The sequence below is a fragment of the Allochromatium palmeri genome (genome assembly GCF_009720725.1).
Classification (GTDB): Bacteria; Pseudomonadota; Gammaproteobacteria; order Chromatiales; family Chromatiaceae; genus Thermochromatium; species Thermochromatium palmeri.
Genome location: NZ_WNKT01000002.1, coordinates 165,806 through 191,070 on the forward strand (window position 1 = coordinate 165,806; position 25,265 = coordinate 191,070).

Annotated in this window: 20 protein-coding genes; 3 read left to right on the plus strand and 17 right to left on the minus strand. The window is 59.1% G+C overall.

Annotated features, from left to right (window positions below; translation table 11 throughout):
- Positions 1-181 precede the first annotated feature (181 nt).
- The 17 genes from GJ668_RS02095 to GJ668_RS02175 form a co-directional block, all read right to left on the minus strand.
- Positions 182-5,515: an ATP-binding protein gene (locus GJ668_RS02095; protein WP_155448456.1), complete on the minus strand. Its 5,334-nt coding sequence runs from the start codon at positions 5,513-5,515 to the stop codon at positions 182-184.
- Entirely contained in the window at positions 5,512-7,113 is a 1,602-nt protein-coding gene (locus tag GJ668_RS02100; protein WP_155448457.1) for a hypothetical protein, read from the minus strand. The genes GJ668_RS02095 and GJ668_RS02100 overlap by 4 nt, the downstream gene beginning before the upstream one ends.
- A complete protein-coding gene (locus GJ668_RS02105; protein ID WP_484476971.1) occupies positions 7,110-9,485 on the minus strand; it encodes a phosphorothioated DNA-binding restriction endonuclease family protein in 2,376 nt (791 codons plus the stop codon). The genes GJ668_RS02100 and GJ668_RS02105 overlap by 4 nt, the downstream gene beginning before the upstream one ends.
- A 2-nt stretch (positions 9,486-9,487) precedes the next feature.
- Positions 9,488-10,279 (minus strand): phosphoadenosine phosphosulfate reductase domain-containing protein, encoded by a 792-nt coding sequence (locus GJ668_RS02110; protein WP_155448459.1) that lies wholly within the window; start codon positions 10,277-10,279, stop codon positions 9,488-9,490.
- A 35-nt stretch (positions 10,280-10,314) separates the two neighbouring features.
- Complete coding sequence (locus GJ668_RS02115; RefSeq protein ID WP_155448460.1) at positions 10,315-11,049, minus strand: tetratricopeptide repeat protein; 735 nt, start codon at positions 11,047-11,049, stop codon at positions 10,315-10,317.
- Positions 11,050-11,103: 54 nt separating this feature from the next.
- Complete coding sequence (locus GJ668_RS02120) at positions 11,104-11,334, minus strand: hypothetical protein (protein ID WP_155448461.1); 231 nt, start codon at positions 11,332-11,334, stop codon at positions 11,104-11,106.
- Between the two features lie 136 nt (positions 11,335-11,470).
- Positions 11,471-13,261 carry an AAA family ATPase gene (locus GJ668_RS02125; protein WP_155448462.1) on the minus strand — a complete coding sequence of 597 codons (1,791 nt, stop codon included), beginning with the start codon at positions 13,259-13,261 and terminating at the stop codon, positions 11,471-11,473.
- Positions 13,262-13,317: 56 nt separating this feature from the next.
- Positions 13,318-13,617: a HigA family addiction module antitoxin gene (locus tag GJ668_RS02130; RefSeq protein ID WP_155448463.1), complete on the minus strand. Its 300-nt coding sequence runs from the start codon at positions 13,615-13,617 to the stop codon at positions 13,318-13,320.
- Positions 13,618-13,629: 12 nt separating this feature from the next.
- Positions 13,630-13,908, minus strand: coding sequence for a type II toxin-antitoxin system RelE/ParE family toxin (locus tag GJ668_RS02135; protein ID WP_155448464.1), 279 nt, complete (start codon positions 13,906-13,908; stop codon positions 13,630-13,632).
- 40 nt (positions 13,909-13,948) lie between these two features.
- On the minus strand, positions 13,949-15,727 hold the full coding sequence (locus GJ668_RS02140; RefSeq protein WP_155448465.1) for an AAA family ATPase: 1,779 nt from the start codon (positions 15,725-15,727) through the stop codon (positions 13,949-13,951).
- An 82-nt stretch (positions 15,728-15,809) separates the two neighbouring features.
- A complete protein-coding gene (locus tag GJ668_RS02145) occupies positions 15,810-16,145 on the minus strand; it encodes a helix-turn-helix domain-containing protein (RefSeq protein WP_155448466.1) in 336 nt (111 codons plus the stop codon).
- Positions 16,129-16,440 carry a transcriptional regulator gene (locus tag GJ668_RS02150; RefSeq protein ID WP_155448467.1) on the minus strand — a complete coding sequence of 104 codons (312 nt, stop codon included), beginning with the start codon at positions 16,438-16,440 and terminating at the stop codon, positions 16,129-16,131. The genes GJ668_RS02145 and GJ668_RS02150 overlap by 17 nt, the downstream gene beginning before the upstream one ends.
- Positions 16,434-19,934, minus strand: a complete 3,501-nt coding sequence (locus GJ668_RS02155; protein WP_222930741.1) for a hypothetical protein — start codon at positions 19,932-19,934, stop codon at positions 16,434-16,436. Before GJ668_RS02155 ends, GJ668_RS02150 begins: the two co-directional genes overlap by 7 nt.
- A complete protein-coding gene (locus tag GJ668_RS02160; RefSeq protein ID WP_343032163.1) occupies positions 19,931-20,830 on the minus strand; it encodes a DUF4007 family protein in 900 nt (299 codons plus the stop codon). The genes GJ668_RS02155 and GJ668_RS02160 overlap by 4 nt, the downstream gene beginning before the upstream one ends.
- Before the next feature lie 85 nt (positions 20,831-20,915).
- On the minus strand, positions 20,916-21,755 hold the full coding sequence (locus GJ668_RS02165; protein ID WP_155448469.1) for an HDOD domain-containing protein: 840 nt from the start codon (positions 21,753-21,755) through the stop codon (positions 20,916-20,918).
- A complete protein-coding gene (locus tag GJ668_RS02170; protein WP_155448470.1) occupies positions 21,745-22,074 on the minus strand; it encodes a hypothetical protein in 330 nt (109 codons plus the stop codon). Before GJ668_RS02170 ends, GJ668_RS02165 begins: the two co-directional genes overlap by 11 nt.
- 50 nt (positions 22,075-22,124) lie before the next feature.
- Positions 22,125-22,871, minus strand: a complete 747-nt coding sequence (locus tag GJ668_RS02175; protein ID WP_155448471.1) for a hypothetical protein — start codon at positions 22,869-22,871, stop codon at positions 22,125-22,127.
- Between the two features lie 132 nt (positions 22,872-23,003).
- Here GJ668_RS02175 and GJ668_RS02180 point away from each other — a divergent pair, with 132 nt between their 5' ends.
- The 3 genes from GJ668_RS02180 to GJ668_RS02190 are packed head-to-tail and all read left to right on the plus strand — an operon-like array spanning position 23,004 to position 25,189.
- On the plus strand, positions 23,004-23,873 hold the full coding sequence (locus GJ668_RS02180; protein WP_155448472.1) for a PHP domain-containing protein: 870 nt from the start codon (positions 23,004-23,006) through the stop codon (positions 23,871-23,873).
- A 21-nt stretch (positions 23,874-23,894) separates the two neighbouring features.
- Complete coding sequence (locus tag GJ668_RS02185) at positions 23,895-24,518, plus strand: L-threonylcarbamoyladenylate synthase (protein WP_155448473.1); 624 nt, start codon at positions 23,895-23,897, stop codon at positions 24,516-24,518.
- A complete protein-coding gene (locus tag GJ668_RS02190; protein WP_155448474.1) occupies positions 24,518-25,189 on the plus strand; it encodes a site-2 protease family protein in 672 nt (223 codons plus the stop codon). The genes GJ668_RS02185 and GJ668_RS02190 overlap by 1 nt, the downstream gene beginning before the upstream one ends.
- The last annotated feature ends 76 nt before the right edge of the window (positions 25,190-25,265 follow it).

Sequence of the window (25,265 nt, forward strand, 5' to 3'; positions counted from 1 at the left end):
CCACTTTGATCAAGACTTTTCTGTGCTGAAGGAAAGGCAGATATTCTTGATGGTCTGCGGATGCCGGCTTCGTTGCCTTGCGCATTCAAGCACTTGGCGATCCCGCTGTAACTCACTCCGGCTTCGTGCCGAAGCGGTTGAGGGCGGTTTGGGAGGGAAATTGAACGACCTATCAGCCGACTCAGGCCCCAAATCCCCGCTCAGCCAGCGCCGTCACCGACACCAGCACGGCTTTTTCCTGCAACCGGCCGGAGGAGGTCAGCACCGGCCCGAGCGACCAGCACTGGCCCTTTTGCAGGTTCGACAGTCGCTGGCGCCAGTCGGCTTTGGGTTCGCCTGTGGTCTGGCTGAGCAGGGTGGCGAAGCGATCGACTTCGGTATCGGCGGGTTTGAAGAAGAGCTTGTGACCGGCCTGGAACAGACGGTCGCGTCCTTCCGGGTCGAACTGGCTGGTGGTCTGGGTGGCGAGCAGGAGGGACAGACCGAATTTGCGTCCTTCGCGCAGCATTTTGTCGATCGGGGAGTCGCTGCTGTGGTCGAGATTCTGGATCTCGTCGAGCACTACCGGGATGGGGCGGTTCTTGTTGCCGTTGTTGCAGGCGTAATCGTATAGATCCCAGAGCGCGAACTCGGTCACGAGCTTCTGCACGTCGCGTCCCAGGCCCTTGAGTTGCAGGACATGCACCGAGTGTTCGCCGTGCGTCAACAGGCCCTCCCAGGCCGAGTCGTCGCCTTCGCGAAAGGGTTCGGCTTTGATCAGGGGTTCGAGTTTGTTGGCCAGACTCTCGCCATATTGGCCGTCCTCGCGTAGCCGGTCGAGCAGTTTGCCGAATGTGAATCCGACGTCAGCGGCGATGCCGTCTTCCAGCACCCGCATCAGTGCGGCTTTCTGCTGGTCGCCGATGCTTTCATAGACCGATGTAAAGATACTCGCGATGCGCGAGGCGACCTGATAGGGGCTTTCCTTGATCTTGGGTCGCGACGGGTCGATCTCGTATTCCTGGCGCTTGAAGGGCGTCAGCGGCAAGCGATCCTGGACGACGAAGTGATTCATCGGTTTGGCGGCGCGGTCGAACAGCGGCTCGACCTGATTGGGCAGAAAACCGTCGGTGTAATCGATGATCAGCGAGTGCAGACCGGCGCGCGCCATCTCGGCCAGCAGGCACTGGATGCCATAGGTCTTGCCTGAGCCTGATGCGCCGAAGAGAAGCAGATGGCGGTTGGCCATGTTGGGATGACCATAATGCCAGTAGACCGGCTCGCCATTGGCGCGCGTTCCGATCAGGAGTTGTTCCGGCAGTGCGAATCCGATCGGTGCGTTCGGCGTTGGGGGCGGAGTCGCGGGGCTGAGGTCGGCCGGCGGCGGTTGCGTGGAGGCGGCGGGTTCGCTCGGCTCGGGTGCGGCGGGCGGCGACGGCGGCGGATTGGGCGCGGTCGTTTGGGGCGTGCCTGTGGTTGAGGCCGGCATCCAGCGCGAGGTCAGTTCGCGCTCCGGCGCGGGTGTGGGGAGGTCGAGTTCATCCGGTCCGGGCGGTACGGTCGGCAGGCTCGGTTCGGACGGTTCGAGGGCCGGGCCGATTCGGATCTCGCTTGGGTCGAGTTCCAGCCGTGCCGTGGTGGTGCGGTCGTCGAACAGGGCCACCAGTCCATCGTGTCCGAGCGCGACGTGCTGGATGGCGAAACCGGCCGGCGCCCACAGGGGCGGCTGGATCACGTCCTGGGGTAGTGGGATCGGCGTCAGGCTGGGTGTGGCCCCTTCGGTGTCGGTCCAGAAGGTGAAGATGGCCGCGCGCCAGGCGATCTCGAAATAGCCCTCGGTGATCTGTTCGAGCGCCTTGTCGAGCCGTCGCCAGTCGGACTCGGCCAGACTGACTACGCCGCGCGAGGTCATGGCGCGCTGTAACTGCGCCCACCAGTAGCGGCGGTCGAAGCCGGCGCGCTGGATGTCGCGGCGGTTCGGGATCAGCAACTGGCTGAGATGGCTCAGGCCGTCCTGGGTCTGGAGCAGGGCTTTGTTCAGATGTTCGGGGTTCTGCTGGGCGAGTTTGCATTCGATCAGCGTGGCCTGGATCAGGGGGACGTCGTCCTCGCGCAGGATCAGCGAGAGCTGCAACAGGTCGGGGCGGTGCGATCCGTCACTGCCTTTGAACCAGTGCAGCAGCGAATCGATAGGGAGCAGTTGCGTCATCGCTGCCGTGCTTGGGATCGCGAGCAGGCGGCGGATGGCGGCGAAACCGACCACTTCGCGGACCTTCTGGCCTTCGCCGACGACGGCATGGAGCGCGGACAGGCCGATAATTTCCTCGGATTCCTCGATCACGCGCTCGGCCATGTCGGCGAAGCCCGCCGCGTCCTGGAACGGCAGCAGTTCGACCAGTTCGCCGCGTACTCGTGCGGCCAGTTGGCCCAGGGTGTCCTGTTCGGTCGAGATCGATAGGTTCAGTTCGCCATAGGCGCCCAGGCCGGAGGTGAAGCCGAGGATCTTGCGTCGTTCCTGGCCTTCGGCGGTGCGCAAGAGGCGCTTGTCGACGAAGGGGTCGATACAGGCGACCCATTGCGCGCGTGCGTGCAGTCCGTCGACCAGGGTCGCCCAGGGGCTGAAGTCGATGCGGCCGAAGATCAGGTGGTCGGGTTGGGTGTCCTGTGGGTGGCGCAGGCGGGCCGAGAGATCGGCGTGCCGGGTTTGGATGCGCAGGCGGCGGTTGCTCAGCAGGCTCTGGCGCTTGAGCAAATCGCCAAGTTCAATCGGGCGCGGATATTCGGCGATGGGGAAGGGGCCGATATTGTTGTAATCGAAGGTGAAGGGCGAGGCCGGTTCCGCTTCGCCGATCAGTCCGCCGGACAGGAAGCGGAACAGAAAGGCGATGTCATAGAGGCGTGCTTCTTGTTTCGCCATCTCGTCCATCTGTTCGCGCGTCGGGGCGAAGCGGTGGCCGACCGACAGCACCAGCGGGCGACCGCGTTCGCGATAGCGGGCGGTCAGCGCGTCGCGCCAGGCCATGAGCCGGTTTTCCATCGCCATCGGCGAGGATGAGGTGGTGTAGACCATCAGGTCGCAGTGGAAGGCCGGCCAGTCCGCTGAGCTACGTTTCAGATACTCGCGCAGGAAGCGATCGACGCCGGAGAGGATGAGGCCCAGTTCTTCGACATGGAGGGCGAGGATGCGCAGACCGTCCTCGGCGAAGGGATAGAGACTCAGATAGTCGGTCAGCACCTGGACCACGATCTCGCTTTCCTCGCGCAGTCGGGTGTCGTCCGCGCCGTCGTCGTCGCTGTCGTCTTCGCGCAGCAGGGTTTGGACGGCGAGGCTCTTTTCGACATCGGGCGGTTCGCCAAGGTGGTGCAGCAAGCCGAAGGATTTGATCTCGGCGGAGAGTTTGCGCTCGGCGTTGACCACCAGTCCGGCGAGCGGACGATGGATTTCGGCGAGATTCAGAAGCTGGTCGAAGGGAGCGTCGGAGTCGCGTCCGAGCACCAGATCGGCGGCGACTTCGGGGAAGCCGTCGCAGAGGAAGCGGGCGCGGGTGTAGGTCAGTTCGATGACGGCGGGCGTCAGGCCCCAGGCGATGCCGGCTCGCAGGAAGGCGTCGTTTGGGTGCAGCGAATCGTCGACCAGCAGGAACGCCTTGTAGAACCGGCGCAGCAGTTCGGCGCTACCTCGGACCTGGATGTCGAGCAGTCGTTCGGCCAGGTCGACATAGCCGTTGAGCAGGGGGAGGTAGTGGTCGGCGTTGGCCTGGTAGTAACCCTGTTCGACATAGGTGCCGAGCCATTGGCGATAGGTGCGCGATAGGGTGCGCGTGGCTTGGGCGAGTGCGGGGTCGAGTACGTTGGGCGCGAGATCGGCGAGCAGGTCGATCAGGGTCAGTTCGCCGAGCGCCTGGCTGACGAGTCGGTTGGCTTCTTCTTCGTCGGCGGCGTAATAGAGTGCAGTCAGATTGACGGCCGGGACTTGGAACACCGGCAGGGGTTGGGCGTCGATGAGCGTCGGCCAGTGTTCTTCGATTAGCAGTCGTGCGCCCTCGTAGCGCACACGCTCGGGGTGGGTCGGGCCGAAGGCCCATTGGAAGGGTTTTTTATAGGCGGGTTTGTCGTCGGTGTCGTCGTGCAGGTGGATGAAGACATCGAAACGGATATAGGGGCGTGCGCGACTTTTGCCGAGTGTGATGGTTTCGGGGTCGAGTGTCAGGCTCAGATCGACGGTGTGCTCCCAGCGTTCGCGCGGTTCGTCGATCTGGTCGCTGTCGACCGGCAGGCGCCAGTCGATGCCGGCGATCAGGTCGGGCAGGCCGCCGAGACAGCCGCGCAGGAGTGCGCGTGCCATGTATTCGACGCCGGTGTCGGCGTCCGGGTCGTCTTGGAGGTCGTGATTGAAGCTCTCGACTTTGATGTGAATGGCGGCCAGCGACTCGAACAGTTTGATGTTCGGTTGCTTTTTGCGGTATTCGACCAGGGTTTGCCAGATGGCTTGCAGCATCACATCGAGGCTGAAGCCGTTTAGGCGTGGAACCTTGGTTGGAGTGGTTTTTTTCTCGCGGGCTTTGAGGACGTCGAGAACCGGGGTCAGGTCGGTTTGTAGCAAGCGCTCGCGCGCTTGTGTATCGATGTTATGAATGAAGGCGTGCAGGGTCTCGCGATAGTCGTCGAGATCCGCGTAAAGATCCGGTGTCGTGGTTTGGGGGAGTTCGAGCGTGCCGTCGGCAAAGGCTTTTTCCAATTTCTGCCAGGCTTTCTTTCGTTCCGTCGCTGTTTTAAAACGCTGATGTGAGATGAAACCGGCGGCCTCTTTCAGTCGCCCTTTGTGGGAGCGGCGTCCGCTGTGATGGCTCGTCAACAGTGGAGGGATGTCCCAGAAGGGCAGTTTAGCCTGGAAGCGTTCGATCAGTTCGCTCAGGCTGTAGAGATTCGGGGCAGGGCCGATGACTTCGTGTTCCAGGAAATCAGCCAATCGGGCCAGTTGGCGTGGTTGAACATCGAACAGTTCATGAATCTGTTCATCGAAGTGCTCGATTTCGCGTTCGGTGCCGGAGAGGGCTAGGCGCGTGTTCAGGGTTTCGATCCAGGGGACGAAGCTTTTTTCCAGATGCTGCCAGATGCGCTGTTCGTCGACGAGGTGAAAGCCTGAAAGGCCGCCTTGGTCGGTCGCATGATTCAGGCCGACCAGGACGACGACGAGGCCGTCTTTGTCGTCGTCGCGTATTTGGTTGCGATAGGCGGTCAGGCGGTCTTCACGGTCGATCCAGTGCGGGTGAGTGTCGAAGCGAGCGGCGGCTTGGCGATTGATGCGGCACCAGTCGTCCCATAGACCGGTGGCGACGCGAAATTCACAGTCGATAGCGTAGTGTTGTGACCAGGTGAGGCGGTGGGTGTCGAGGGCTGTAAATAGGTCGAACGTGGTATTCGGATCCAGGCTTTGCACGATCAAGCGTGCTTCTTTGGGGCCGCCTGTGGCGTTCAATGCTTGATCCCATTGGCTTTTGATGTAATCGGCCAGAGTTTCAACGAAAAGATTCATGCCCACTCCCTATTACTGCTTCCTGGATTGTGAACGATCGAGACCGCGTCCGAGAGTTCAATCAGGAATCCACCTTGTTGCAAGGTTTCTTCCACCCAACCCGTATTCATATCGATGGCGTAATTTTTGTCTTGTCCATTGCCGCACCAGGCCAAGGCAACCGCAAGCGGCTCACCACCAAGCGCAATTCCGTAGTGTGCGAATACGCGGTGGTAGAAATCGGTGAGTCGAATGTGTTCTCCAGGCTGAACTAAAGCAGCGACAAGAAACCTCATCAGTCCAGGGTTAAGTGAAAAACGCTGCCCCTGACCTTTTGGTGGAACGACAATCCCAATTTCTTTCGCAATTTTTCTGAAAATCTTAAAGCCGTGTTCATCTGCTTCTCTAAATTTTCCGTTGCCATTTTTATTAAGTTCCGGGTGCCGCAGTACACGATACAAAACAGCTTCAATCGCGTTGAAAGAAGCTTCCGCTAACTTTCGCATTGAATCAGATGGAGGTGCTTTCGGATCGCTTACAACCCAGGCGTAACGACCGGCAAAGCCAACAGTTGAAAGGGAATTATCCTCAAAGCGGCAGGCTTGAAAACAAAGCGACCGCAATACATGCAAACAACATAATATTTGCAGTAAATCGATTTTTTCTAAAGCGCCTATGCTCATAGAGCAAATGTTATTGATTTCTGATGCAAATAGTAGCGCTTCTGGTTTCGTAGCGGCAGGCACCCAGCCTAAAGGGGCATATTTTGGTTCGTCAAATAGCTTATAGTCCGATAGGCTGCTTTCTAAAAGCTCTATGAGCGAGTCGATAGATCCAAACGAATTTCCTAGAAGTTCGGAAAGCCCCTCGCTGACTAATTTATTTAATTGGAATGCTTTATCTTTAAGATGAGAATATTCAGGTTGCTCGACTAAATGAGATATTTCAGGAGAATTTATTGAAGAAAAAAGATTAGCGAGCTGCAAAAACAACACCTCGCCACCGCGCCCCATAAAATTGTGTCTGTCGTGTGCGAAATGCTGCTTTGCATTATCCCAAGATTTAAGCTCAGTATCTTTTTGTGCTTGAGAGTTTAGCCAGTTCAGCTCCCGCCCTAAAAGTTTTTTTGAAGCAGGAAGAAAGCAGTGCGTAACCCAAGTCCTATTTTTTGCAACACCTACGAATCCGGAAAGCAAGCTTTGTATGAAGCGTATCGTTTCTTCTTTTTGCGTTTCGGTTCCTGACAGACGCGACTTGATTTTATCTAGCGCATCAAGATAAGCCGCTCGATGCGTTGGGTGTCTTGTTTCAAGCTTGGATGAAGGAAAAAAAGCAAAAAGCTTGAGTTCAATTTTGTCTTCCGGCCAATAACCGTAAGCAGATGATCCGTTACTTTTCTTGCTGATTGAAAAGCTATTGCTATATTCGCCATTTTTTTCTTTTGGAGAAGCAAAGACTAACAAAAACTCTGCCAGATATTCTACAGGCGTTTGGTCTTTGTAAAATCTCAAGCCATAGAGCTGAATGGCTTGATTCGATTTGTCAGCATTTGGTTTAACTGGAAAAGGCAATAATATGTCGCTTTTGTTTTCGAGCATAGAATCTTCAATGATTGTCATAGCTCAAGCTCCAGTTGCTTGCTGTTCAAATCCACAAAATATCGATGTAGATGCGTTTGTCCGTCTATGCCGGAACGTAACATGATGACATCATTTTGCCCGCTATTAACACCAATGCGCTTCAACAATTCTGCGCGAAACCAATCAAGTTGGGCAAGATGGATTTGCGAAAGCTCGTTGCCAAGTTGGCCATCGTGACGCCGGTGAATGAAATCCAGCAAGGGCAGTGTCAGCGGGAGAGATGGTTCACCTTTCTGATAGCGAAGCAGAGGGAGTCGCTTGAGCGGATCGTATCCAAGATCAAAATCTTTGAAAGGAATTTCTGCAACGATCAGTTGTGTTGGCTGTACAACGGCTCGATCAGGACGACGCAGCGTCAGGTATAAATACTCTTGATCAGGTCGAAACTGGCTAGAACTAAAGCCTGAGTATATTTCCAACAAAACTCGCAAACAGGCGCGGCAAAAGCGTTTTTGCTCTATCCGCGAAAAATCCAACTCTCCAGCTTGACGCCAGCGATCGAAATCACGCAAACGCGGGGATTGCAAAAAAGTGTCAAAATAAAGTGCGGCTTGATTATCGCTGTCAGGCTCGGGTGAAGCGAAGAAATACAGCAAACGCCTCAATGCAGATCGCCAATGTGTTCCAGTCGATTCCCGAGCCAATGCACGCCAGTCTTTTTCGAGCGATTGGAGCGTAACCGACAATTTAGCCCATTGCTTGTTATTCGCTGATGTCAGTTGACGTTCAAAATCAACAGCCACGGGTGCACCGAAAAACTGACGCCGATTTAGTTCCACCGCTCGCAGTCGTTGACTTTCTAACCAAGGCTTACCATGACGATAGCCAAAAAAGCATTCACTGAACAAGATCTGCCCAAGGCCATCAGTGCCGCGATCTAATCCGGCGGCACTTGAGGCTTCAACGCTCTTTCGAGCATTCTGGCAGCTCATTCCGCCTGTCAAGCTAAAAGCAAGATGCGCAACCATTTGACGCAAAGTCAAACGTTGCTCATAAGCCGTGAGTCGCTGATAGATCCAGCGCACACGCTCAACAGCTTGATCGTTGATATCGATCAGGGCACGCCGGTTCAGCAGCAGCGGACAGGCTTCTTCGATGCTGCATCCGGCACAGTCTTGCCATCCACTGTGCTGAAGCATTCGATCTAACAGGCTAGCGCCCAATCCAACATTGTCCAACCGAGTCATATTGAGGATCACAAGATCCTTCGCAAATTCAGTCAGCGTATGTGTTTTTAGGTCATCTGCTGTATAAGGCGTATTGAGGCGCGAGAGAATCCGACTTTCAACCTCACCAGGCGCTTCATGCGTATATTCGCGCAGCGTATTCAACAAAGGCCCGGTATTGCTGACGATCAACCAAGAGCCGGATTGATGAAAGGCATCGCTGATCCACTGCAAACGTTTTTCACTGCTCAGTTCGCTCATATCTTTGACGATAGAGACTTGACGACCGGCTTGGTTGGGGTGCTCGACTGTTTCTAAATCATTGAGTGGCTTGCTTAGTGGCTCTGAGAGGGGAAGTCCATGCAGGCGTTTCAAGACATCGAGCGCTACTGTCGATTTTCCATCTCCAGCATGTCCAGTCAAAATGACAACACGCTGGCAATCATCCCCTAAAATATTAAAAATGGTTTCAGCTAACGGGAATGGCTCATAAAGCTCGCCGAAATATCGGCTCATTGCCTGAGATTCCGCTAAAGCATTTGCTCCACTAGCAGAAATATTATGTAGCGAATTTAAATAATCAATAAAGTGATTGATGGTTTGTTTTTTTGCGTTGCCGACAACGCTATTTTGATTGACTGCAAATGCTTCATATCCCCCTGAAGCATCATGTGCGTTTGATTCTTGATAATCCATTTTCTCACCATTTGGTTTTTGCCGTTGCGGCAATCCAACTTCTTTGAGAATTTGCTCGTGTAGAATTTTTTCAAAATAACTTTCGAGCAAATCGTGAGCAATTTTCAGAATAAGTGCTTTTTTGGCAATGAGCTTCTGGTAAATCCAATCCGGAAAGCCGCCATGAATGTTTCTATCAATAAGTTCTTTTTTGAAAAGATGGCCAACGCTGGTTCTTTTCAATTCACGGCTGTTTTCGATTTCCCAAAGCCCGTCATTTTCAAGGCGCCCAAAAGGATAATGCGTATTTCCTGCAAGCAAAGCTTCTGGGTGAAATTTTCCAAAAAGCAGTTTGAGCTTGAGGTCGACAATCGAAAAGGGGATCATCCTTGGTTTGTCGTGGAAGCATCGTCCAAGTGCAAAAAGTAGCAGTAGAGGTTTGTGAAGTGATCGGCTCTCTCCTTTGCCGTGAAGCCGAACTTTTCTGAATGCATTTATTAAATGATTCATTTTTAGAGCATGCAGATTGGGCAGAAATCATCGTCATTATCATGAGTGATGTTGTCGATGAGTTTTTTTGACTTTGTACTATTTGATTTTTGAGGTTGATTGGCCTTTTTTTCTGCTCGCGCTACTATTTCATCTAGAGATCCGCTTTGATTCCATGTGTATCGTTTTCCAGTAGCCTCATCGTATTTTTCATATTGACGCGCCAACTCAAAAAGCGCTTCATGATTTTTCTTCAAGCCAAGCCATTCTTCTTGGCGCTGGAAAAAACAAAAATAACAACCTGATCGACTTCGCCAGTTATAATATTTTGGTATTCCGATTCCAGATGATTCTAGAATGCAAAGAATATCATCTTTGCCAAGCCCATCTTCTCTAAAAGGAAATCGAGTTTGAATATTTGATTTTGTGGGTGTATATCCAACTCTACTAGGTTCATCAGCACGAATAGCAATGTAAGAAACAACTTCATCTTCTCCTACATAATCCTCAAAAGGGATGAGCTTGAGATTGATTGTGCACCATCTGCGTTGCGGTGAAGGCAGGAAATTATTATGTAGTTTCAAATAAAAATCGAAATCGCGATCTGCATTGAGTTTTACAATTTCTTTTCCAAGATAATCTTCCAGTAAATCGATGAACTCCAACGTCTCCGGCAATTCAGCGCCAGTATCGGCAAAGAAGTATTCCATTTCAGGAACTTTGTCGCGCATATAGATCGCTAGCGCAGAGCTATCCTTGCCTCCGGAAAGACCTAACAAATGACGCACAGGGCGTTCTGACTTTTTTTGACTCATCTTTTCTCAACCTTAGTCTGCTCTCTCACTCACCATCAAGCCGAAAACCACGACTCATCATCCGACGGCGGCCGATCGTCCGCACCGTCAACATCCTCCTTGATCCGCCCTTTTTTCTGCGCCCAAAGCCGCAATCTCCCCAGCAAAGACGGCTTAAAGAAACGCTTGGCAAACAACACCAACTCCGAATCAGGAGCAACTGCCAGCAAACCGTCATAAAACAGCCTTGCAGTCTCCTTGTGTCCGATCACACTCAAGTACGCACACATGACCGCCGTAAACCCGGCAAATTCACTGACATGAAACTTCTTCCGCCTCGGATACAACAACTTCAAATCGTACTTGCCTTCAAATATTTCAGGAATCTTATCGAAATCGCCCGTATGCAAACAAAATTGCGCATAATTGATCTTCGCAAACAAATAATCCGGATTCCTGCGATAATTTTCCTCCACCAATTCACCAACGGCCTTGTTATCACCAATCCGACTGTACGCGCCCGACAAAAGATTATAAATGACCGGTGTATTCGGATGCGCCTCCTTCAATGACAGCAACTCCGGAATCACCTGCTGCGGATCCTCACGCACCAGATAGAACAAATCCTCAAGCCGATTCCTGATCTGATGAGGTATTTTGTTATGCCTGTTCGAAATCGGATCAAACGTGATCTCGTACTCACTGATACGAACGTTCTGCCCCTCCCGCCTGGCGATCTCCAAAGCCTTGTTCAAGCGACCATCGATGTCTATGAGCGATTTTTTAGCCACGATTTTGATTCAAAACCTCCGAAAATTATACAGATTTGGTGTCGATCAGGAATCTCATTGTGGATCGCTCCGGCCAAAATCCCGAGCACGGCGTAAATCCTCGTCACTGAGGCCCTCGGTCAATCCAGCCAGGCAGCGTTTCAGATCGTCGCCATCACCTGCTGTATTCGCGGGGGGATCATCATCCATCAATAACAGCACGCGCACCTGAGTTCCGTCCCGGATAATATCCGGAACGCGAATACTATGCTGCTCAACGGTCGCCTCCAGCTCGATAGCTCTCATCAAAAAATTCTCCAAACAAGCTGATAACGTCTTGCCCCTGTGGCTCACCACGAAAAGCCGCCTTCATGACCTGTTGCAAACGGAGCGGATTTTCACCGCGGTCCCTGGTCAACCCAACTCTTTCAAGCTCCGGCCTTCAGGCCGGGGTAGTTGACAGCCTGAATGTCCGCCATACCAGCCGCTCGACGCCCAGCGCCACGACCGCAAAACCATGCAGCGTCTGGAATCCATAGCGCGACTTCAACGTCGCCCCATAAGCCTGCGCCTGCGCCTCGGCCTCATCGAGCTTCCCGGCCACCGGCGCCAAGTCAGCCAGCGCCTCGCGCGAGCGCTCGCGCACCTGCTCGCCGCTCAGCTCCAGCGTCTTCAGACTCAGATACTTGAACTCCAGCAGCAGATCCAGCGCCTGGACATGCCGCTTGTCCGAACGCAGGATCAACGCCAGATCGACATAGCCGCGCTCGGTCTCCAGTTCCGACACCGCCATATAGAGCCGATCGTCGAACAGCAGGGTCAGAAAGGCGAACTTGACCAACAGCTCGTTGGTCCAGCGATAGTCGCGATTGGACAGCACCCGGAAATAGCGCTGTTCGATCAAGTCACAGAGCGGCGCCGGATCCGCGTGCAGATAGAGCGTTTCAGCGGCCTGGTTCGCGATGTCGCCATCCGCCGCGGAGAGCCAATGCTCACGCAGTCGCTCGACATAGAGTCCACGCGCCACCAGATTCGGGATACGTAGAATCAGCTTGGCCAACACCCCTTCACCGCTCAAGGTCAGAATGCCGAAGAAATAGAGCAGGGACGCCATGAACGGCTGATCCTTCACCGCCGCCAGCACATCGGCCACGCCGAAACGCTGCACCAGTTCCGGGACCACCACCCGATCATCCCCGGCCAGCGCCGCGACCAGCAGTTCCTCACCGCCCGGCAACTGCGCGATATAGATCAACTTGTTGCGGTCCATCGCCAGATTCTCGTCCAGCATCCGGCGCGGATACTGACCGTGGCGGCGTAGCGCATCGAGAAAATACAAACTCAGCGTCGGGTTGTAGAGGCTCTCGCTCGCCTCCTCGCTGAACCGATAGCCGTTGTAGAAGGTGCGCATGGTCGCCAGCGCTTCCTCCACCGACCAGGCGCCGTCCGCCGGCGCCAGCTGCTCCAGCACCGCCGTTACCTCGGTCTCGGTGAAGCCGCACAGGTCGTTGAATTCCGGCTCCAGATAGATGTCCTTACCGACGTTGTAGCCGCTGGTCATATCACTCAGCACCACCGGCGAGACCCCCGTGATGAACACCCGATCCACACCCAGCCCACCGGCCCCGGCCTTCACGGCCTTGAATACGCTCTTGAACAGCCCCTCGCCCTGCAACAGCGTCTGATAGCGATCCCGGCTGCCGGGACGATCGGCCATCAGCACCTCATTGGCGAAATTGTCGTACTCGTCGATCAGCAGATAGAGCTTGTAGGGCGTTTGGGAAATGATGCTCAGCAGTGAGCGCCAGGAGGACAGGGCATTGGTGGGATGGAGGTCGATCGGCTCGAGCAGTCGGTCGCGATACCGCCGCTCGAAGTCGCGGATTCCGTCATTGATGTGCTGATGCACCGCCGCTTCGATATCAGCGATCTCGCCATAGGCCGGGATCAGCGAGAAATCCCACTTGAGCACGAAATACCGATTATGCAGCGGCGTGGGATTGCGCCCCACGGCCAGCGCCCCGAACAGCGACTCGAACTGGTCGGCGCGGTTGAGATCATAGTAATGCTCCAGCATCGACAGCAGCAGGCTCTTGCCGAAGCGACGCGGACGCAGAAAGATCAGTTGCAGCCCAGCCGCTTCCAGCGCCGCCAGACGGTCGGTGCGGTCCTGATACCAATAGCCTCCCTCGATCAGGGTGCCGAAATCGCTCAGACCATAGGGAAATTGCATCTCCGAATCCTCCGTGAGCCTGAAATGTACGGCAGTCTCGATCCTCGACTGCCCGGCTAGGCGGCAGCGTGCGTTTCGCGCTTCAGCGGCTCGATCCGTGGCCGTTTCCGGTGATGCTCGGCCTGCCACAGATCGTAAGCACACTGCATGCGCAACCACATCTCCGCATCGATACCCAACCAATCCTGCAAACGTAGAGCCATGTCGGCACTGATGCCCGCATGGCCATTCAGAATGCGTGACAACGCCGCCCGCGTCACTCCCAGCTGCTTGGCCGCCGCTGTGATCGTCACATCCTCCGGCCAACCGTCCTTGAGTACCTCACCGGGATGCGCCGGACTGTGCATACGACTCATGGCTCTACTCGCTCAGTGGTAATCCAGATAATCGACCGCTTCCGCCTCTTCATCGACGAACCGAAAGATCAGACGCCAGTTGGCATTGACGGTCACGGCCCAGAAACCCGACAGCTCGCCCGTCAACGGATGCAGTCGCCACGCCGGAAAACCCATGTCCTCCGGGCAGGTCGCAACATCCAAGGCGGACAATTGCGTGCGTAGCCGCTTGGCATGAGACGGCTGAATGCCGGCTTTGCTGCCCGTGCGATAAAACGCTTCGAGTCCTTTGTGGCGAAAGCTGCGAATCATGCTCCTATGGTATAGCTTTGCTATACGGTCGACAATCCGACTACAGCCTGAATGTCCGCCATACCAGCCGCTCGACGCCCAGCGCCACCACCGCAAAACCATGCAGCGTCTGGAATCCATAGCGCTGTTTCAGCGTCGCCCCATAGGCCCGCGCCTGCGCCTCGGCCTCATTGAGCTTGCCGGCCACCGGCGCCAACTCAGCCAGCGCCTCGCGCGACTGCTCGCGCACCTGCTCGCCGCTCAGCTCCAGCGTCTTCAGACTCAGATACTTGAACTCCAGCAGCAGATCCAGCGCCTGGACATGCCGCTTGTCCGAACGCAGGATCAACGCCAGATCGACATAGCCGCGCTCGGTCTCCAGTTCCGACACCGCCATATAGAGCCGATCATCGAACAACAGGGTCAGAAAGGCGAACTTGACCAACAGCTCATTGGTCCAGCGATAGTCGCGATTGGACAGCACCCGGAAATACTGGCCCTCGATCAACGCCGCCAGCGGCTCCAGATCGCCGTGTTGCGCCAGCGCCCGCACCGCCTCGGGCAAGACCCGCGCCGCGCCGGTCGGCCCCAGCCAGCGCTCACGCAACCGCTCGACATAGAGTCCGCGCGCCACCAGATTCGGGATGCGCAGCCGGCACTCATCGAAGGGCGTCAGACCCGCCAGCGTCAGAATGCCGAAGAAATAGAGCAGGGACGCCATGAACGGCTGATCCTTCACCGCCGCCAGCACATCAGCCACGCCGAAACGCTGTACCAGTTCCGGCACCACCACCCGATCATCCCCGGCCAGCGCCGCCACCAGCAGTTCCTCACCGCCGGGCAACTGCGCGATATAGATCAGCTTGTTGCGGTCCATCGCCAGATTCTCATCCAGCAGCCGGCGCGGATACTGACCGTGGCGGCGCAGCGCATCGAGGAAATACAGACTCAGCGTCGGGTTGTAGAGGCTCTCGCTCGCCTCCTCGCTGAACCGATAGCCGTTGTAGAAGGTGCGCATGGTCGCCAGCGCTTCCTCCACCGACCAGGCGCCGTCCGCCGGCGCCAGCTGCTCCAGCACCGCCGTTACCTCGGTCTCGGTGAAGCCGCACAGGTCGTTGAATTCCGGCTCCAGATAGATGTCCTTACCGACGTTGTAGCCGCTGGTCATGTCGCTCAGCACCACCGGCGAGACGCCCGTGATGAACACCCGATCCACACCCAGCCCACCGGCCCCGGCCTTCACGGCCTTGAATACGGTCTTGAACAACCCCTCGCCCTGCAACAGCGTCTGATAACGATCCCGGCTGCCGGGACGATCCGCCATCAGCACCTCATTGGCGAAATTGTCGTACTCGTCGATCAGCAGATAGAGCTTGTGCGGAGTCGCACGCACGGCGCCGAGCAGGGACTCGAACGACGACAGGGAATTGTGCGGATGCAAAGGAATCGCGCGCGTCCAATGGAGCGCGTAATCTTCGACACACTGACGAATACGATCATTGATGTGCTGGTGCACCGCCGCTTCGATATCGCCGATCTCGCCATAGGCCGGGATCAGCGAGAAATCCCACTTGAGCACGAAATACCGATTATGCAGCGGCGTGGGATTGCGCCCCACGGCCAGCGCCCCGAACAGCGTTTCGAACTGGTCCGCTCGGGCCAGATCGTAGTAATGCTCCAGCATCGACAGCAGCAGGCTCTTGCCGAAGCGACGCGGGCGTAGAAAGATCAGTTGCAGCCCAGCCGCTTCCAGCGCCGCCAGACGGTCGGTGCGGTCCTGATACCAGTAGCCCCCCTCGATCAGGGCGCCGAAATCGCTCAGACCATAGGGAAATTGCATCTCGGAAGCCTCCGTGAGCCTGGAATGTGCAACGGTCTCGATCCACGACGGCTCGGCTAAGCGGCAGCGTGCGCTTCGCTCTTCAGCACGGATGCTCGGAACGCAGATCCCGTGCCGCTTCATGAAGCGCTTTAGGGTTACGTCTGGCGATCGCGAGCAGGGTTCGCGCCGGACCACGGGGCTGTTTGCGGCCTCGCTCCCAGCCTTGCAGCGTGCGTATAGACACGCCAAGCAGTGCTGCAAACTGGGTCTGGGACAGTCCTGTTTCCTGTCTGGCCGCCAGGGCGAGTGGCCACACCACATGCCCTTGCCCAGTCTTCATCTCTTGGATGGCCTGGAGTAGATCGGCCGCGAGATCACGGCCGGCCTCGTAAGCCTCGATCTCGCTGTCGTTCAAAGGTTCAACGTTCGAGGGCATGGCGTATCTCCTTCAGCTTCTGGCCGGTAAGATTGTCTGTTTTGGACTTCGCGTACAACGTCAGAAGAATCAGCTCACCGGCGGTCGTTCGCGTGTAATAGATGACTCTGACACCGCTGGATTTGCCCGATGCCGCTCTTCGCCAGCGCACTTTACGCAAACCGCCTGAATCGGGAATCACATCCCCTGCATCCGGGTTTTCCGCGATGTAGGCGGCGAAACTGCCGCGCTCCTCCTCTGTCCAGTACAGCGGCCATTGCTTCTGAAACAAGGGCGTTTCGATCACCGTCAGCATGGGTCACAAGGGACATCAGGCGGTTTTTGTCGTCCACAGTGTTCCAGCAAGGCCGCAACGACCGCCAGCCGCTGTGTCTCATCGAGACCCGCCAGCCCAGCCGCGATCTCAGCGGCCCGTTTCGCTGCCGCCTGACGCTCCGCGCTGGAGAGCGCCAGTACATGGCTAACCTCGCCGCGCTGAGGATCGACACGCTTGAGCAGCACCGCCTCCTGATTCGCGCGCGCCTCGGGCAGGGCATCGCGCAGCCGTCGCAGATCACGCAGCTGCTCGGCGAACTCGGCCAGCCGCGCCTCAGCTTGCAAGCGGTTCGATTCGCGCCATTTGTTTGCCGGCGCGCCACCAAGCAGCGTCATCACCGATTCAAGCCAGGCCTCGTCGGAGCGAAAGCCGGTATCGGCCAGACGCCGGGCGAAGGCCCCGACCGGGCTGAGCTCGGGTGCATAGCGTTCCAGCCCGTGATAGCGCTCGGCGAGTCCCTGGCGCAGGGTCGCGACATCCAAGGTTTCCCGATCCGCGACATCAAGCAGCGCGCGTCCCAGACGCTGACGCCAGTCGTCGAGCAGACCAGGATAGGCATCGCGCAGTTCGCGTAGCAGAACGATCAGGCGCTGGATGACCGTCTCGACCACGCCCGCCTCCTGCGTGGCGAAGACCTCAGGACTGACACCACAGACGCGCGGCAGATCCTCGAACAACAGCGCGCCGGGACGCTTGGCCTGGCGGAAGATCCGTGCAAGCTGACGCGCCTCCTCGCTCATGCCGCCGCCCTGCTGACTGTAATCAGGCAGTTGCGCGATGAACCGCACCAGCGGCCGCACGATGTCGAGCAGACTGGCCTCGCGCCCGAGGCGCCCGATGATGGACTCCAGATATTGCTCGAACAGCTCGCCGCGCAGTCCCTGCAAGTCATAACGCTCCAGCGCGAACAGCGCCGGACGACGACACAGCAGCTCGGCCTGTTCGAGCGTGAGCGTGTCGCAGAACACGCCTTCCTGATAGAGCGCGGTCTCGCGCCGATGCGCCAGCAGATAGGCGATCAGCAGAATCGGCAACACCCCGAGCCGCACCCCGAACGGCGGACCTTGCAGCCGGGTATAGAGTTCGGGCACCGGCACCTGACGCGCGCCATCCGCCCCGAGCGTGTCCGAGATCGCGTCCCACAGCGGCCGCAACCGGCAACGCCCGTTATCGTCGCCGGGCGGCGCGAAAAAGCCGTACTCCCCGTCCTCGCGCCGGTGCAGTCCGCTCTGTTTGAGCAGCGACAGATACAGACTCTTTTCCGCCGGATCTTTCTCGATCCCCAACTCGGGCTGATCGGCGGCGTTGAGCATGGCGACGAGCAACCGCTTGCGACCGGTCGCGGCACTGGTCGAGGGGCGCTCGCGGTTGATCAGTTCGTTGCGGATCAGCGGTGCCTGGTGGTAGGCATCGTCGATCCACTCCGAGAGCTGGCGTTGCAGATCGCGCCGGTCGTGCACCGGGCTGGGCATCCCGCCGAAGGACCAGCTCAACGCCTCGGGTTCCTCGATCAGGGTCTGGATCAGCCCGATCGCCTCGCTCTCGGCATTGGCCAGCCAGGTCTGATGCTCGCGTTGGGCAACCGGATCCTGATGCAGCGCCGCCTGCTGGCGCGGCAGGTCGCGCAGTGCCAGCCATTCACCGACCAGCTCGCGCAGCCGCTCGGTGAAGGGACAGACCGCGACCACGTCCAGCTCGGGTGCATCGGCCAGATCCGGTTGCTCGTCCGGCTCAGCCAGATAGAACCACAGCCGCGCATCGCCCGTGTCGAGCGGCTGGGGCGGCCAGCGGTCGCGCGCCGTGAAGGCCGGCGTGTAGGTGCGCAGGGTGCCGGTCTCGATCGAGGCGCGGCGCGCGACGATCGGCCGCAGCGGGGCCAGCGTGTTGAGCGTGTCAGCCAGTGACAGGCCGGACTGCTCGGCCAGCGCCTGTTGCAGCGCGCCGCGCAGATCGAAATCACTGCCCTGCCAGACGCGGTATTCCTGGGCGAAGCGGCGGAAATGGATCACCGAGCTGGCTTCGAGCCGAGCGATGAGTGCCGGCGTGGCCGCGCCGAAGACGCTGTCGAGCACCGGACGCGACGCCTTGAGTCCGCGCTGAGCGCCGATCAGGTTCAAGAGACCGATGGTTTTGAGCAGTCGTCGCGCGGCCTCGACCTCGGCCTCGCTATCCGCATCGCCCGGCGCGAACCGCTCCAGCGCTGTGACCACCTCGACCCAGCGATGATAGGTGATCGGATCCGAGAAGCCGCCAGCCTGATTGAGGATGAAATAGTCGTACAGCTCCCAGGGACCGATCCAGTCGCCCATCACCAACTGATCGAGCCGCTGGCGCAGTCCGCAGGCTTCGGTGCTGGCCAGATAGGAAAAGAGCGTGCGCTCGTTCTGCGCGACCTTTTGGCACAGGATCGGCAGGATCAACAGCGCCAGCGGGTGCAGCGGATAGGCGCGCTCGAACAGGGCGCGCGCGGCGTCCGGCTCCAGACCCAGGGGCAGGGCATGGGTCTGGGCCAGCGCGTCGAGATCGGCGGCCAGACGCGCCTGGACCTCCGGGCTGAGCGGCTCGGTGCGTTCGAGCGCGGCGGCGACCAGACGCAGCGATTGCTCGGCTGGTTCGAGAAAGGCAATAGCCCCGAAGCGGCCCTGGACCTTCTGCCATTCGTCGCGCAGTCGGCTGCCGAGCCGGTTGCCGTAGTGCTCGAACGCCTGATGCAGCATCACCAGCAGATAGAGCGGGGCGGTATGGGCCTCGGCGGCACGCTCGGCGAGCAGTTGCAGCAGATGGATCTCGCGCTGCTGGGGGTGGTGCGATTCGTATTCGAGAAATTTGCCCAGCTCGTCGATCTCGATCAGAACGCCGGCACCGCCGGACTCAGCCCAGGCGGTCTGGATCTCGCCGATCCGGTTGAGGATCTGATCCATGGGCGCACCGGCGCGCGCCGCCGCCTGGAGACGCTTGACGAGTTTTTCGGACAGGTCTTCACGCTCGACGGATGCTGCCAGGGCCAGCAGCAACTGGCGCGAGAGCGAGTCGGGCAAACCGTTGATCTGCACACGCAGAAAGCCGCGCGGGGCACTGACGCGACTGTGCAGACCTTCAGCCAGCTCGGCATCGGCACGCTTCAGGATCGAATGCGCCACATGGCGGGCTGTTGAGTCGCGCGCGCCGAGCAGGGCGCCGAGAAAGAGCGCGAACGCCGACTTGCCCGCCCCATACGGTCCGATTAAAGCGAGCGCCCGCTGACTGGCCTCGGATGTGAGACCGGGCAGAATCTGACCCAGGGCGTCGAGCGCACGCGAGGTCGGCTGATAGTGATGGATCGGGTCGAGCGTTTCGCAGTCGCGCGCCAGATTGATCGAGCGACTGAAGGCGCGCTGGAGCTGGATCTGTTGACCGAGCGTGGTTCGAGCGGGCGTCGCCGCTCGCTGCGCCGCCGAGTCGGCTGCACTGGACAGGGGGGTCGATTGGATCACGCGCGGCGCTCCCGATAGTGGTCGCTGAGAATCTGGCACGGTTCGACCGCCCGGCGTCGATAGAGTTGATGCACACCAGCGGTATCGCGCAGCTCGTAATACCCGGGATAGCGATCCATGACACGGGCGAGCGTGGCCATCAGTCCTTCTTCCGTCAGTCGGAAGGCGGCACCGACAGCGGGCCAGTCGTCGCCGCCATAGAGCAGCCCGCGCACCGGGAGCGCCGGCGTCTGTGGATCGGAGTGGAAGCGGTCGGCCAGCGCGAAATGCAGCGCCAGCGGCGGCAGGAAGGGCCGCGCCGCGCGCGGACTGCGATAGCCCTGTCCCGGATCGACCTCGACCAGCTTCAGTTGCGCGAGTGGGGAGTCGAGATGATCCTCGCCGCTGCCCTCACCGGCGGCATACATCCGCAGCAGGGTCGAGCTGTCGGACTTGATCGTACTGGCCGAGCGGCGCACCTGGAGTTCCTGCTCGGCGAAGTCGGTCAGCGCCTGGCGCATCTCCGGCTCGCGAAAGCGCGGCATGGCGAAGCGGTTGAAGAACCAGTAGAAGCCGGTGGCCAGCTCGGGGTTGGAGACGATCAGCCAGTGGATGATCCAGAGCGTCGCTTCGTCTTCCAGATAGGGATCGGCCTGCTCACCGAGCAGGGCGTCGCCGAGCGGGGTGATCGCTGGATCGGCTTTGGAAAAGTCGACGAGGCGCGTGACCTGGAGCCAGTACTGGATGGCGCTGACCATGTTGCGCCCGACGCCCAGCTCGACCATCGCGTCCTCGGGGGTACCGAAAAGGCGAGGATTCTTACCAATGGCTCGAATACCCTTGGTCAGCCAGGCATAGCGCAATGGGAAGGTGGAATGGCGCCCAAAGGCGGCTTTGCTGCGATTGAGCTTGATCACGAGGCGGTCAACTCCTTTTCGTTCTGCCAAATATCCATAGATCGGAGCGAGGGCGGAGAGGATTCTGGGGTATGCAATCCGTTTATCACGACTCCATGAAGGCCGAGATAACGTCCTGCGTGGTGGTGATGGTTGCGTCGAGTATGGCTGGAAGTTGTTCGATATCGAGTCCCGTCAGATTCCAGGCGCCATCGTCGAGTACCGGCACCCAGCGCGTACCGCTGGTGCCGAGTTTGAGACTGTTGACGATCAGGTCAGCGACATGCACGACAGCGGTTTCGGATGAACTCGGCGCGCGCCAGGGGGCATGATGATCGTAGACGACCGAGCGAAAGACCTCCGGCAGTTGCCAGTGCGCAAGCAGGATGGCGCCGAGTTCGGTGTGGTCGATGCCCAGATACTGCCGTTCCAGGTCGTGCAGATGGCCCTGGCGTTCACGATGGGCCTGTAGGGCGGCACTCATGTCGAGCGGTTCCAGGATGTAGAGCGGCAGACGCCCGATGTCGTGCAGCAGTCCGGCCAGATAAGCCTGCTCCGGGTTGGCCCGACCGCCCTGGCGTGCGATGAGCTGGGCGGCCACGCCGCAGGCGATGCCATGCTCCCAGAACGAGCGCATGGAGACCGTGCCGAGCGGTAGATCACGGAACACCGTCATCAAGGCGGTGGACAGCACCAGATGATGGGCGGCGGTCGTGCCGATGAGTGTCAATGCACGCAGGATGGTGTCGACCTTGGTCGCCAGACCATAGAGCGGGCTGTTGGCGACGCGCAGCATCCGCATGCTCATGGACGGGTCGGACTCGATCAGACTGGCCGCCGTCTCCAACGAGCTGTCCGGGGCCGCGATGGATTCGCGCACACGCTGATAGACAGCCGGGAGCGCGGGTAGCTCGTCGAGTCGTTCGATGAGGCGGTCAAGACGCATAATCTGAACCCTGGGACCGAGCGAGCGCCCGGTCCAGGCAGAGCGCGTGCAAGGCCTGAATGACTGGATGATCGCCATTGCTCAAACTGAATTGAGTATCGATCGAACGGCGGATCTCGTCGATGGCTTTGGGATCGCAGATCCCTGACTCGGCTGTGTCCTCGTCCGGCACGATGACGACCTCGGCGACACCCCACGATTTGAGTGCCTGGATCTGACGCTCGCCAAGAACGATGCCGGCACGGATCAGGATCTGACCATGAGGATCGTGGACATCCCGGGCGAGCCGCATCCCTGACTGGATCTCTTCGGTGCGCATGAGCGGCTTTCCATGTTCGTCGTCGATTGGCAGAGTCTACACCATCCACATCAGTGCAGACGCTGTCCCGAGCACCAGGTCTCGAAATAGCGCTGCATGACCTCGCGTGCCGGGGGCGGATAGTCGAGCGTCTCCATCTGGCCCATGCCCTCGCGGAAGAAGTCGGGCGCCTCCTCGGGCAGGTGCTCGACGATGGTCTGAAAAGCCGCCTCCATCAGCGCCGGCTGACGGGTGCGGGTCGCGACGATGGCGCGGTTGATCAGGAGCACGCGCCAGGGGCGGGTCGGGTTGTCGGTCTCCAGCTCCAGCGCGCGCTCGATGCCGATGGCGTCCATGATTTCGTTCATGAGTCCATAGAGTTCGAGCAGCGACTCGGGCTGGCGCAGACTATTGGCCAGCCGGGCGAGCGCATTGACTACCGGCTCGGGATGCGGCAGCTCACAGCCGCGACGCAGCATCCAGACACTGAGCGGCAGTGCAAGTCGCTCCAGTGCCTGGGCCTGGTTGGGCAGATTGAGCCGTTGGGCCAGGTCGGTGAGCTGGACGATCAGGCGCAGTCCATGCTCCAGGATGAGTTCGGGGTCCGAGCCGGTCGTCTGCTGGATCTGACGCGCAAAATCGAGGCGCGATTCACTGTCGGCCGCGTGCAGAACATCGAGCAGGCGTTCGAGGCCCGTGAGCAGTGCCTGCGGTGGTGGTTCGATGGGGTCAGTCGAATCGTCGCTGACGCGCTGGAGTTCCTCGCCGAGTTCGTCGAGGCGCTGCGCAATATAGCTGATGTCGATCGGTGGCAGCATGGGTATCTAGCCTGTGCGTCGACCGGTCCCTGGGTGGGATTGGTCCGTGGATCCCGAAAGCATAGCAATCGCGGGGATATCCGTCTTGCGCCTGATCGCGCGCGGCGGTTGGCGTTCGGTTAAACTAGGCCGATGCATCCCATCCCCGATCTTCATACGCATTCGACCGCTTCCGACGGTACCCTCACGCCGACGGCGTTGGTCGCGCGCGCCAGCGCGGCGGGGGTGCGGGTGCTGGCACTCACGGATCACGACAATACCGATGGCCTGGCCGAGGCCGGGCGCGCGGCTGAGAATTGTGGTCTGACCCTGATTCCAGGGGCTGAGATCTCGGTGACCTGGAACACGCGCACCGTGCATGTGGTGGGTCTGCGGCTCGATCCGACTCATGCCGGACTCCAGGCGGGACTGTCTCGCTTGATGGAGTTTCGCGCCTGGCGCGCTGAGGAGATCGGGCGACGTCTGGCCAAGCACGGCATCGAGGACGCCTACGAGGGCGCACGCGCGCTGGCCAAGGGACGGCTCATCGGGCGCACGCACTTTGCGCGCCTGCTGGTCCAGCGCCGACGCGCCGCCGACACCAGCGCGGTCTTCCGGCATTTCCTCACGCGCGGTAAGCCCGGCCATGTGCCGGGCGACTGGGCGAGTCTGGAGGAGGCGCTCGGCTGGATTCGCGCCGCCGGCGGCGAGGCCGTGATCGCCCATCCGGCCCGTTATGATCTGACGCGCTCGCGGATCCAGCGGCTGCTGGGTGAATTTCGCGAGCTGGGGGGCGTCGGTGTCGAGGTCGTCACCGGCAGTCACAGTCGCGACGAAGCTTTTACCTTTGCCCGTCATGCGCGCGAGCAGCGTCTGCGCGCTTCGGCGGGTTCCGATTATCATGGACCCGAGAATCCCTGGCTCGAACTCGGTCGGTTGCCAGTGCTGCCGGAGGGCTGCGTGCCCATCTGGCGCGACTGGCCCGAGCTGGCCGACCAGGCGCCTCGCGTGGCCTGCGGTTAGAGACCGAACCGAGATCCTTCAATGGCGCAGTTCTTCCAGATCCATCCCGAAAACCCGCAGCCGCGCCTGGTGCGTCGCGCGGTCGAAATCCTGCTCGAAGGCGGGGTCATCGTCTATCCGACCGATTCCTCCTATGCGCTCGGCTGCCAGATCGGCGAAAAGTCGGCGATGGAACGCATCCGGCGTATTCGTCAGCTCGACGACAAGCACAATTTCACGCTAGTCTGTCGCGATCTCTCCGAGATTACGGCCTATGCCAAGATCGACAATCAGGCGTTCCGGTTGTTGAAATCGCTCACGCCCGGCGCCTACACCTTCATCCACGAGGCGACCAAACAGGTGCCGCGTCGGCTGCTGCATCCACGCCGCAAGGCCATCGGTCTGCGGGTGCCGGACAATGAGATCTGTCGCGCGCTGCTCGGCGAACTCGATCAGCCGATCCTGAGTACCACGCTTATCCTGCCCGATCATCAGGAGCCGCTGACCGATCCCTATGAGATGCGCGAGTATCTCGACAAGCATGTGGATCTCATCATCGACGGCGGCTTTTGCGGACTGGAGCCGACGACCGTGGTCGATATGATGGCCGATCCACCCGCTCTGGTGCGTCGCGGCAAGGGCGACGCCACACTGTTCGAGGAATGATGCAAGCGCTCACTCATCTCCAGTTGTTAGCCGTGCTGGCTGTGCCCGTACTGCTGGCCATCACCGTGCACGAGGCCGCTCATGGCTGGGTCGCCAACAAGCTCGGCGATCACACCGCGTTCAGGCTCGGGCGCGTGACCTTCAATCCGCTGCGGCATGTGGATCTGGTCGGGACGCTGCTGGTGCCGGCGCTGGCCTTCTTCTTCACCGGCTTTCTGTTCGGCTGGGCCAAGCCGGTGCCGGTCGACTGGCGCAATCTGCATCATCCGCGCCGCGACATGGCCCTGGTGGCCGTCGCCGGGCCGGGCGCCAATCTGATCATGGCCCTCGCCTGGGGACTGATCATCCAGGCCGGACTGCGGCTGTTTCCGGTCAGTCAGTGGATCGCGCTGCCCGTGGTCTACACAGGCGCGGCGGGTGTGCTCATCAATGTCTTTCTGATGGTGCTGAATCTGGTGCCGCTGCTGCCGCTCGATGGCGGGCGCGTGTTGAACTCACTGCTGCCACTGCCGCTGGCCCGTGCCTTTTCACGGCTCGAACCCTTCGGACTCATCGTCCTGCTGATCCTGCTCGTCACTGGCGTGCTCGGAACCATCCTGCTGCCGATCGTCAACTGGACCATCGGCGTGCTGCCGGGCGGCGGGATCGTGAAAGAACTCTTTTTTGTTTAGTTTTCAGTGTTAGGTTTTAAGTTTTAAGGACCACTTAAGGCTTAAATCTTGAAACTTAAATCTGGATTTTAGTCTG